The following is an 11,532-nucleotide window of genomic DNA, read 5'->3' as shown; positions in this document are numbered from 1 at the left end:
GAACCCTCCACGCCGGGTGCGGAACCCTGCTCAGCCGACGCCGCACCACCGCCCGGCTCCTGCGAGGACCGCGACGCCCTCGCCTGCCCGGCGCTCTGATCGTGCGGCGCCCAACCCTGAGAGGACACGGGCAACGACGGACTCGACGGTTCGCCCGTGGGAGTCGCCGGGGAGGCCACAGCATCCCGCTCGGTCGATTGCCCACTCGAAGCCTCCGGGTACCACGACGCCGACTCACTCCCCGACGGCGCCGTACCAGGCGAGCGTCCGCCTGTGGGAGGCAGAGCACCTTGTTCAGGAGACGGCGCCTCATTGGAGCCCTGCGAGTACCCAGTCGACGGCCCAGCTCCCGGACCGCCCGGCGTCCAGCCCTGAGCGGACTCAGGCGACGGCGGGCCCGGCTGATCGTCAGCAGGGGGCGCCGCAGCGTCCCGCTCCGTTCGTCGGGCGCCCGGCTGCTGTGAGGACGAGGACGGGCCGCCTAGCGGGCGCTCGCCCTCTGAAGGCGCAGCGCTCCGCTCGGAAGACGGCGCCGCGCCGGGTTGGTGCGGGTACCCAGTCGACGGCCCAGCGCCCGGACCGCCCGGCGTCCAGCCCTGAGCAGACGCGGGCGACGGCGGGCCCGGCTGATCGTCAGCAGGGGGCGCCGCAGCGTCCCGCTCCGTTCGTCGGGCGCCTGGCTGCTGCGAGCTGCCTAGCGGGCGCTCACCCTCTGAAGGTGCGGCGGTCTGCTCGGGGGGCGGTGCCGCGCCGGGTTGGTGCGGGTAGCCGGTCGGTGGGCCGGCGCTTGGGGCTTGTGGGGTCCAGCCCTGGGAGGACGTAGGTGAGGACGGGCCCGGGTGCTCGCCTCGGTCTTGCGGGTACCACGATGACGGGTCGGCCGGCGATGGTGCGGGGCCCTGTTCGGGGGGCGGTGCTGTGGTGGATTCCTGCGGGTACCACGGCGATGGTCCTGCGGTCGGATCTTGCGGGGTCCACGCGGGGGGTGGCTGTTCGCCTGGGGTGTCTCGGCCGGGCTGCTCCTGGGGGTACCACGAGGACGGTGGCGCCGGTGGTGGGGCGCCTGGGGTCCATGGTGGCGGTGGTGGGGCGGCGGGGTCGGGCGGGGTGGGATGGGGGACCCAGTCGGACGTGCGCTTGCCTGCGACGTGGACGTCTCCGGGGTGGGGCGGCTGGACGGGGTCCCCGGGAGGGTCCTCTGGTTCGGGGCTGGGGCGGTCACGCGGGCCGAATCTCACGGTGTCGATCCTGCGCTCCTATCAAGATCATCGGCAAGGTCGGCCGCCGAAGAGGGCGGTGCAGACGGGGGCGAGGGTGTCGGGGACGCCGGCGGTGAGGACCGGGCCCGGGGCCAGCCGGAGGTGGACGGGCACCTCGCGGCTCGTCGGGTCGCGGGCGCCCTGGGCGGCGGCGATGTCCTGGAGGCCGACCGGGACGGTCTCGGGGATGTCGACGGTGAGGGCGCCGGAGGGCAGTTCGGCGAGCCACAGGTCGAGGACGCGGTGGGCGAGGCCGTTGAGGACGCGGCCCCAGGGTTCGAGGAGGTCGGGCGGGACGTCCTCGGTCTGCAGTTCGGGGAGGCCGAAGCGGGCGAGGCCCTTGGTGGTGACGAAGAGGCCGTCCGGGCCGGCGGTGTGCGGGAGGAGCATCCAGTCGGTGAGCCGGACGGTGCCGTCCGGGCCGGGCAGGGAGCGCTGGAGGTGGTCGGGCGTCAGGACCTGCGGGGTGAAGACGTCGACCACCGGCGCGCCGGCGATGGCGCCCAGCGCGCCGGCGACGGTGCGGGACGCCCATTCGTGCGCGGGCGGGCGGCCCGGGCGGTAGGCGGCGCGGACGGCGATGAGGTGGGCGGCGGACGTGATCGCCTCCAGGTCGGGGGCGGCGGCGCCGTAGGCGGCGAGCAGGTCGCGGGGCAGCGGCGGGAAGTCGGGCGCGGGGCGCTGGTCGAGGGTCAGCATGGGGCTGCCGAGCATGCCGAGGACGAGGTCGCGCAGCGGCGCCGCGGTGTGCCGGGCGATGTGGTCGCGGGCGAGGGCCGCGGGGTCGGCGAGCGGTTCGGCGAGCGCCACGGCGTAGTTTCCATAGAGGGTCTCCGGCACGGGCAGCGTCAGATGTTCACCCAAACTCGTCCCCCGGGGGTAGTCGGCACCCCTCGATCAGATCCGATGGGGACGGCGGAGCGAATCTGGCGACAACGGAACATTTACCTCACATCAGCGCGGCAGCCGCTGCTCGAACCACACGATCTTGCCCGTGGCGGTGCGGTGGGTGCCCCAGCGGGCGGCGAAGTGGCCGACGAGCTGGAGGCCGCGGCCCGACTCGTCGGTGGCCTCGGCGTGCCGCTGGTGCGGCAGGTCGTGGCCGTCGTCGTGGACCTCGCAGAGCAGCGTCCGGCCCTTGGTCAGCCGGACGCCGAGGGACCCTGCGCCGTGCACGAGCGCGTTGGTGACGAGCTCGCTGACGAGCAGCTGCGCGGTGTCGGTGAGGGCGTGCAGGTCCCAGCCGGCGAGCCGGGCGGCGACCTGCGCTCGGATCCACGGAACGCTGTTCGGCTCGGGTTCGAGCTCCCAGGAGACGGCCTCGTCCTTGGGGATGCCGTCGCAGCCGACCGCGACGATCGCGATGTCGTCGGCGGGAGTGTGCGCGGCGAGCGCGGCGAGCACGTCGTCGCAGGCGCCGTCGAGGTCGGCGGACGCCCCGGCGAGCAGCGCGCGCAGCTGCTCCAGGCCCTCCTCGATGTCGCGGTCGCGGCGTTCGAGGAGGCCGTCGGTGCACAGGACGAGCTGGGAGCCGTCCTCGACCTCGACCTCCATCGTCTGGAACGGCTCGCCGCCCACACCGATGGGCACGCCGGGCGGGACGGCCAGCACGCGGCTCTCGCCGGCGGCCGAGACGAGCACCGGCGGGACGTGCCCCGCGTTGGCGAAGGTGCAGCGCCGCTCCACCGGGTCGTACACCGCGTACAGGCAGGTGGCGAGGTAGTCCTCGCCGAGCCGGCGGGCGAGGCCGTCGAGCTGGCGCAGCACCCGGTCGGGGCGCATGTCCTCGGCGGCGAGGGTGCGCACGGCGGTGCGCATCTGCCCCATGATCGCGGCCGAGGTGAGGCCGTGCCCCATCACGTCCCCGACGACGAGGCCGAGCCGGCAGCCGGGCAGCGGGATCGCGTCGAACCAGTCGCCGCCGACCTGCGCGGCCTGCTCGGCCGGACGGTACCGGTACCGGACGCGGGCCCCGGCGACATCGGGCGGGTCGTCCGGGAGCATGCTGCGCTGCAGCTTCTCGGCGACCTGGACCTCGCGCCGGTACAGCCGCCCGTTGTCGATGCACAGCGCGGCGCGGCGGGCGAGCTCGTCGACCATGGCGAGTTCGAGCTCGCCGAACCCGGGCCGGTCGAGCTTGCGGAGCAGCTTGAACGTGCCGAGGACGCGGCCGCGCGCGATGAGCGGGACGACGAGCATCGCGCGCCCGGCGAACAGGCCGCGCAGCTCCGGGTTGCCGAACGCGATGGCGAGCTTGGCGGCCTGCCCGGGGCCGACGCGCCGGATGTGCACGGGGCGCCCGGTCCGCATGGCCTGGACGAACGGCGTGCCGGAGGGCAGGAACAGCGGCTCCCCCTCGCGGACGGCCTCGTCCCACCGCCCGTGGTCGTCGTTGTGGGCGACGGCGACGCGGCGCATCGGGGTGGTCTCGTCGACGATGGCGGCGGGCGGGGCGGAGTCGGCGACGACGCGTTCGAGGAGTTCGACGGCGGCGAAGTCGGCGAGCCGCGGGACGAGGACCTCGGCGAGCGTCCGGGCGGCCTGCAGGTGGTCGAGGGAGCTGCCGATCTGCTCGCCGGCCTCGCCGAGGTAGGCGAGCGGCTCCCAGGCGGCGGGGGCGCCGGCCCCGGCGGGCCGCCGCCGGCGGGCCGGGGCGGGCCGCGGCGCCGGGACGGCCGGCGGCCCCTCGGCGTGCGGGACGACCGGCAGCCGCACCGTCAGCCCGAGCGAGACGGCCGGGCAGCCGAGCCCGATCACCCGCGAGGCGATCTTCTCGGCGGCGGCCGGGTCGAGCGCGGGCAGCAGTTCGGCGAGCCGCCCGGCGAACGGGCCGGCGACGGCGTCGCCGGCGTCCCCGGACGGGGTGGTGAGGGCGGGCTCGACGCGCAGCAGCCGGGCGGCCGGGCGGCGGACCGGGACCGGGCCGTCCGGCGGGGAGAGCAGCAGGTCGCCGACGGTGATGCTGATCCCGTCGCGGCGGAGCCGGCGCAGGTCGGCGGCCAGCGCCAGCACGCTGACGCCGCGTTCGCCGGGCGCCCGGTCGATCGGGTAGACCCACCACGCGACCTCGGCCGGTTCGCCGGTGTCGACCCGCGGCAGGGTGCAGGAGCCGCACCAGACGTGCCCGAAGGTCTCCGGTTCGAAGGCGCCGCGGTGCTCGGGCGGCAGCCGCAGCAGCGCCGCGGGCGCCCGGCCCAGAGCGCGCGGCGGCCCGACCCCGAACAGTTCGGCGGCAGTGTCGTCCCAGTGGCTGATGTGGCCGTGCTCGTTGAGCGTGATGGCGGCCATCTTCGCCACTCCCAGCAGGTCGGCGATGACCATGCTGTCCCCCTTCCGGGCGCAGGACGCCCGAAGTCCCCCGGCAACGCCTGGTAAAGGGGACGTTACCTGCTGTAAATGAGGCGCGCTGGAACTCCGCCGAAATGCTTCGGATGAGCCCTCGGCCGCTTGTCGGCGGGCCCGAATTGCGGGGCGGACGGTGCCGGGGCCCTCACGGGAACGGCGAGCACAAAGGGGCGCGTCCGCCAAGCCGTCCGCGCGGACCGGAGGTGGCCAGAACGACAGAATGCGCCACCCAGGGTAATTCGGTGGCCGAATGCGGGCTTAGGCAACTATTGCCCCATTGACACCCTTTGCCCCCCGGCAGACGATCGCGCAACCCCCGTTGTGATCCCTGCCAGGAGGCGCAATGCCGCGCACATTGTTCCGGCATCGAAGATTCACGCCCATCGCCGCCACCGCCGCGCTCCTGATCGGAGCGCTCGTCGCGGCGCCCGCGAACGCGGCGCCGAAGCCGGCCGCGTCCGGCCCCGCCGTGGGCGTCTACACCGCCGAGCTGACCCCCGACCAGGTGAAGGTCCTGAACGGCTCCGCCCTCGACCGGGAGGACGTCGGCTTCTCCAAGAGCGCGCAGAAGGACCGCGTGCACGTCGAGGTCGTCATGAGCGGCACCCAGGCCGCCGCGCTCAACGCGCGTGGCCTCGGCCTCACCTCGAAGGGCGCCCGCCCGCGCGCGAAGGCCGCCGCCCGGAACGTCTTCCGCCCCTACAGCGGGCCCGGCAACATCCGCGAGGAACTGCTCAAGGTCGCGACCGACCATCCGTCCATCGCGAAGGCCGTGGACATCGGCACGTCCGTCAAGGGACAGCCGATCACCGCCGTGCGGGTCGCCGGCAAGATGCGGCGCGGGCACCGCAAGCGGCCCGTCGTCGTGTACCAGGCTGCCCAGCACGCCCGCGAGTGGATCACCCCGGAGATGGTCCGCCGGCTGCTGCACCACTACGTCGACGGGTACGGGACGGACGCCGCGCTCACCAAGGTCATCGACACGACGGAGCTGTGGTTCATCCCCGTCGTCAACGTCGACGGCTACGACCTGACGTTCCAGGACGGCTTCCGGCTGTGGCGCAAGAACGTCCGCGACAATAACGGCGACGGCCAGATCACCGGCGCGGACGGCATCGACCTGAACCGGAACTTCCCCTACAAGTGGGGCTACGACAACGAGGGTTCCTCCGACCTGCCGTCCAGCCAGACCTACCGCGGCAAGTCGCCGGCGTCCGAACCCGAGACGCGGGCGCAGCTGAACCTCTACGAGCGCGTCCGCCCGACGTACCTGATCAACTACCACTCGGCGGCGCAGCTGCTGCTGCACGGCGTCGGCTGGCAGGCCCTCACCCGCAGCCCGGACGACGCGATCCACGACGCGCTGCTCGGCGACATCGACCACCCCGCCGTCCCCGGCTACACGCCCGAGCTGGGCGCGCAGCTCTACACGACCAACGGCGACACCGACGGCCAGGTCGACAACGAGTACGGCACCCTCTCGATCACCCCCGAGATGGCGACCTGCACGACGGCCGCCAGCGAGGACCCGGACGACGCCTGGGAGCCCGGCGACTGCGGCAGCGACTTCGAGTTCCCGGACGACGAGGCGCTGATCCAGCGCGAGTTCCAGAAGAACCTGCCGTTCGCGCTGTCGATCGGCGAGTCCGCGCACACGCCGGACGAGCCGGTGTCGTCCGTGGGACGCACCGCGCCCGACTTCGAGACCGACGCGTTCGGCACGTCCTACGGGACGTCGCAGGAGGTCGCGTCCGTGATCCGCAGGTCGCTGCGGAACAAGGAGCTGCGCTACCGCGTCAACGGCGGCCGGGTGCACCGCGGGCACGTGCGCGAGTGGCGCGGCGGCGAGCGGTTCGGCCGCGACAACAAGGTCTACTACGCCGAGTACCGCGGCGAGATCAGGCGGCAGCGGCCCGGCGACAGGGTCGAGGTGTGGTTCACCGGCAGGAAGGGCCACAAGCAGGTGGAGAGCAAGCACTTCACCTACACCGTGCGCGACCAGCACAGAGCTGACGTCCTGATCGTCGCGGACGAGGACTACAGCGGGATCAACCCGACCTACCCCGCCAAGGCACCCAGGTACACGGGCCAGTACGCCGACCTCGTCAAGGCGGCGGGCCACCGGCCGCTCATCTGGGACATCGACAAGGACGGCGTCCCGCACGACCTCGGCGTCCTGAAGCACTTCAAGGCCGTCGTCTGGTACCTCGGCGACAACCGCCTCACCCAGGACCCGGCCGACGACCCGGTGAAGACCTACATCGGCGACGCCCCCGACTCGCAGGTGGCCGACCGCGAGAAGGACCTCGTCCTCTCCGTCCGCTCCTACCTGAACGAGGGCGGCAAGCTGCTCCACACCGGCGAGACGACCGGCTACTACGGCCCCGTCAGCCGGCTGAACGGGGGCGGCATCTACTACGGCCTCAAGGGCCACCCTGAGAAGCCGTGCGTGGTCACCGGCAACTTCCGCGACGACTGCGAACTGCTGTCGGACGACTTCCTCCAGTACTACATGGGGGCCTACGACAGGCAGCCCGTGGGCGCGCCCACGGGCTTCATAGGAGCAGGGGCTCCATTCGATGGGGTCACGTCCAAGCTCACCGGCACCGCGACCAACCCGGTGAACGAGGCGGGCGGGTTCCAGGTCACCTCTACCGTCCTGCCCAAGGCCGACTTCCCGCAGTTCACCAGCTGGAAGGCCGGCGACTACACCGGGGCCGCCGCGCCCAGCGAGCCCGTCGAGGGCCAGTGGTACGTCGCGGGCCCGCACCAGGACGGCGCCTACCGCCGCCTGACCCGCACGGTCGACCTCACGTCGATCACCGCGGCCCAGGCCCCGACCCTCCAGGCCCAGCTCTCCTACGGCACCGAGACGGGCTTCGACAACATCATCGTCGAGGCGCACACCACCGGAGCCGAGGACTGGACCACGCTGCCCGACAAGAACGGCCGGACGAGCACCACCGTCCCGGAGCAGTGTGAACAGGGCTACTACCTGGACATGCACCCGTTCCTCAACCACTACCTCACCGGCGGCAACCCCTGCGGCAGCACCGGCACGTCCGGTCAATGGAACGCCTTCACCGGCAACTCCAACGGCTGGGTCCCGGCCGCGTTCGACCTGTCCGCCTACGCGGGCAAGAAGGTCGAAGTGTCCATCTCCTACGTGAGCGACCCCGCCACCGGCGGAACCGGACTGTTCATCGACGACACCCGGCTGACCACGTCCGGCGGCCAACTCGACGCCGAGGGCTTCGAGACCGGCCTCGGCCCGTGGACGATCCAGGGCGCCCCCGCCGGCAGCCCCGGCAACGGCGCCGAGTACGTCCGCACGCAGGCCCTGATCGACTCCGTCTCCGCGGTGGCGACCCGGGACACCGTCCTGCTCGGCTTCGGCGTGGAGCAGTCCCCCGACGCCCGGACCCTGATCAGGAAGGCCCTCGACCACCTGCTCGACTGACCGCGAACGCCCACCAGCGCGGCCCTCGTCCTGGACGCCCGGCGCTCCAGGCGGGGGCCGCCCCCCGCTTCACCTCGTCCTCACGGCCCCGTCCTCGCGACGCCGGGGAATAGTCCGGCGTTGGCGGGCCTTATAGCAAGGGTTCACAGCGGGTTTGCCGACACGCCATGCGGATGTGATGAGCGACACCCGAGCCGAGGCAACCTTTTGGACCCTTCCACGCGTCTTACCTAGCAGGAAGACCACCGGCGGGTGGTCAAGCGCCTGATCGAGCACCGCCCGCGACGTCCCGGACCACCGGGGTCGCCCTGGCACCGCCGACCCGCGCAGAAACCCTCGGCCCGGCCTCCGCCCGGGACCGGGGACCTTCTCCGAACCCGCCGGGAACGGTGGCACGTACCACTCAACGGGGGGCGGCATCATCCGCCCGGTCCGCGCGTGCCCCCGACCACGCGCCATGCAACCGGCCCCTTTCACCGGGCCCTACCACGGGGAGCGACGATGACCGCTGTCACCACGCCTGTCCGCGACAACGGCCGCGACGCCAGCCGCACGATCCGCACGAGCGGCACGATGAGCATCAAGGGCAACACGAGCATCAAGGGCAACACCGGCATCAAGAGCACCGCGAGCACGACGAGCACCGACCGTGCGAAGAGGAGCACCACGACCATCGAGAGCACCCAGCGCTACGAGCGGGACGTCCTCCCGCTGGCCGACCCGCTCTACGCCAGCGCCGTCCGGATGACCCGCAACTCCGCCGACGCCGAGGACCTCGTCCAGGAGACCCTCGCCAAGGCCTACGTGAACTTCCACCAGTTCCAGGAGGGCACGAACCTCAAGGCCTGGCTGCACCGGATCCTCACCAACAACTTCATCAACACCTACCGCAAGAAGCAGCGCGAGCCCCAGCGCGCCGGCTCCGAGGAGCTGGAGGAGTGGCAGCTCGCGCAGACCGAGGCGCACGCCGCCGGCTTCCGGTCCGCCGAGTCCGAGGCCCTCGACCGCATCCCCGACTCGCAGGTCATCGACGCGCTGCGCGCCCTCCCGAAGGACTTCCGCGACGCCGTCTACCTCGCCGACGTCGAGGGTTACGCCTACAAGGAGATCGCCGAGATGATGGGCACCCCCATCGGCACGGTGATGTCCCGCCTGCACCGCGGCCGCAAGCAGCTCCGCGAGTCCCTCGCCGACCACCGCCGCGCCGCCCACATCCTCGCTGCGTGATATTTGTTCCGCCCTCGGCGGTCGGGCCTTGGCGGCCCTTCCTTCAACGGGCAGAACGCGATCGCCGGCATCGCTTCGGCTCGCCTTGCGGCTCGCTTCGCGATCAGGTTTCTCGCTTCGCTTGAAACCTGGCTTCGCACGCGATCGCAATTGAGGGTCGTCGCGGGCTGAGATTACGGACGTGTGCCTTTTTGTCCGTGAGTGGTCCGGCCGGTGGCCGGTGATCAAAACTTGACATCGCGTTCGCGATGATCGAAAAGCGTGGTCCCGCAGCTGCCCCGTGGCTGCGGGATCACTTGTTTTCCGTACAGAATGTCATTGCTTCGCTACTCTGAGTTTTCGAGTCCCCTCGACTACTCGGAGTCTTTCGTGTCGAACCTCCTTACCGGGGTCATCGCGGGTGCGGTGATCGCCCTTCTGCCCGCCGTCCCGTCGGGGTCGTCGGTGCGGCTCACACTCACCCATCCCGGGCGCGACACGTCCGGGACGCGGACCGTGACGTTGCGGTGCGATCCGCCTGGAGGCGGGCATCCCGCAGCGGCGCGGGCGTGCGCCGAGCTGGCGGCGTCCGGCGGGAAGTTCGAGCATCCGCCGGACGGGCGGATGTGCACCGCCGTCCACGCGCCGGTCATCGCGCAGGCGGACGGGCGGTGGGACGGAAAGCCGGTGCGATTCCGCGCCGAGTACGGCAACGACTGCGCCATGCAGGCGCGGACCGGTACCGTTTTCGCCTTCTGACCACGGGAAACGGGATGAAGCGTTGGCCGATCCCGGAACTGTCCGAATAGGCGCGCCGCCCCTGGGTAAGGCGCGCACACGGGCCACGCGAGCCGCCGGCGATTCGGGAGGATGTGCGCGCGATGCCACCAAGGGTCAGCGACGTGATGACAGAGGCCCCACTGTCATTGCCGCTGGACGCGACGCTGTACGAGGCGGCCCGTGTGATGCGGGACCAGGGGATCGGCGATGTGCTCGTCACCTATGCCGGGCGCTTGTGCGGGGTGGTGACCGACCGCGACATCGTGGTCCGCGCGGTGGCGGAGAGCCGTGACACGTCACTGACGCCCCTCGGCGACGTGTGCACGGCGGAGCTGACCACCGTCCGTCCCGACGACGACACCGGGACCGTGGCGCGGCTGATGTGCGAGCAGGCCGTGCGGAGGCTCCCCGTGGTGGACGCCGAGCAGCGCCCGGTGGGCATCGTGTCCATCGGCGACCTCGCGATGGCGAACGGGGACGCGGGGCCGCTCGGGGAGATCAGCAAGGCGCCGCCCAACAACTAGGCCCCCCAGGAACGGCAAGCCATGAACCATGAGGGCCGCCGGGGGCGCGGGCATGCCCCGCAGCCGCCCGGCCAGGATAATCTCGGAGGGGTGACGGCCACCGAAACGGTCCTGACGGACCAGCTCGCGCTCGAGATCGCCCGGCTGGGCATGGTCGGGGAGTCCTCCGACGTCGGAACCCTGCACCGGGTGACCGAGCTGGCCGCGCGCGCCGTGCCGGGCTGCGCCGGAGCGGCGAGCGTGCGGTGGGCGCTGCCCGCGGCGGCCGGCGGGGCGACCGCGTGGCCCGCGGCCGACGGCCCCGCCGCGGACGCGGAGATCGCCGTGGACGCCCGCGCGCCGGAGGAGGCGCGGCCGGAGCCGCTCGCGGCCGCCGCGAGCCATCCCGATCTCGCCGAGGTGACCGACCGGCAGCTGTCCCGCGGGCACGGGCCGGTCTTCGACGTGGTGCGCGGGCGCCGGGTGCTCACCTCCGACGACATCCTCGCCGAGACCCGCTGGCCCGAGTCGATGTCGGACATGCTGCGCCGCGGGGTGCGCTGCTTCAGCACGACCCCGCACCTGAACCCGCCCGTGCTGGTCACGCTGACGCTGTACGGGGTGCTGCCGAAGGCGCTCGGCCACGGCCGGCACGCGCTCGCGGCGCTGCTGCTCGCGCAGGGCACCGCCGCCGTGTCCAACAGCCAGCAGTACGACGACGTGCACCGGACCGCCGTCCAGCTGCAGCAGGCGGTGGAGGCACGCGCGGTCGTCGACCAGGCGAAGGGCATTCTGATGCACGCGCTGGGCTGCGACGCCGACGAGGCGTTCGCCGAGATGCGCCGCATCTCGCAGACGCGTCATGTGAAGCTGACCGCGCTCGCACAGCGTATCGTCGGTCATCAGGGCCTTCCTTAGGCCGTGCTTACAGACGCATGCGGGTGAGGCGAATAGGCTGCTCGAAGCGGTTCCGCGGATC

The 11,532-nt window shown here is 72.4% G+C and carries 7 protein-coding genes; 5 read left to right on the top strand and 2 right to left on the bottom strand.

Annotated features, from left to right (window positions below; all coding sequences use genetic code 11):
* Positions 1-1,265 precede the first annotated feature (1,265 nt).
* Positions 1,266-2,123 carry a hypothetical protein gene (locus tag HUT06_RS07380; protein ID WP_176195025.1) on the bottom strand — a complete coding sequence of 286 codons (858 nt, stop codon included), beginning with the start codon at positions 2,121-2,123 and terminating at the stop codon, positions 1,266-1,268.
* A gap of 90 nt (positions 2,124-2,213) precedes the next feature.
* Positions 2,214-4,580, bottom strand: coding sequence for a SpoIIE family protein phosphatase (locus HUT06_RS07375; protein WP_176195024.1), 2,367 nt, complete (start codon positions 4,578-4,580; stop codon positions 2,214-2,216).
* A 367-nt stretch (positions 4,581-4,947) separates the two neighbouring features.
* On the opposite strand from HUT06_RS07375, the gene HUT06_RS07370 reads away from it, so the two are divergent.
* From HUT06_RS07370 to HUT06_RS07350, 5 genes are all read left to right on the top strand, one after another.
* Positions 4,948-8,064, top strand: coding sequence for a M14 family metallopeptidase (locus HUT06_RS07370; RefSeq protein ID WP_176195023.1), 3,117 nt, complete (start codon positions 4,948-4,950; stop codon positions 8,062-8,064).
* A gap of 672 nt (positions 8,065-8,736) precedes the next feature.
* Positions 8,737-9,291 (top strand): sigma-70 family RNA polymerase sigma factor, encoded by a 555-nt coding sequence (locus HUT06_RS07365; RefSeq protein ID WP_368407024.1) that lies wholly within the window; start codon positions 8,737-8,739, stop codon positions 9,289-9,291.
* A gap of 369 nt (positions 9,292-9,660) precedes the next feature.
* Positions 9,661-10,029: an SSI family serine proteinase inhibitor gene (locus tag HUT06_RS07360; protein WP_176195022.1), complete on the top strand. Its 369-nt coding sequence runs from the start codon at positions 9,661-9,663 to the stop codon at positions 10,027-10,029.
* Between the two features lie 146 nt (positions 10,030-10,175).
* Positions 10,176-10,574 carry a CBS domain-containing protein gene (locus tag HUT06_RS07355; RefSeq protein WP_254715033.1) on the top strand — a complete coding sequence of 133 codons (399 nt, stop codon included), beginning with the start codon at positions 10,176-10,178 and terminating at the stop codon, positions 10,572-10,574.
* Between the two features lie 90 nt (positions 10,575-10,664).
* Entirely contained in the window at positions 10,665-11,471 is an 807-nt protein-coding gene (locus HUT06_RS07350) for an ANTAR domain-containing response regulator (RefSeq protein WP_254715032.1), read from the top strand.
* The last annotated feature ends 61 nt before the right edge of the window (positions 11,472-11,532 follow it).

Origin of the sequence: Actinomadura sp. NAK00032 (assembly GCF_013364275.1) — a bacterium.
Taxonomy (GTDB): Bacteria; Actinomycetota; Actinomycetes; order Streptosporangiales; family Streptosporangiaceae; genus Spirillospora.
Note: the sequence above shows the minus strand (reverse complement) of the source record. Positions and strands in the feature narration are given on the sequence as shown.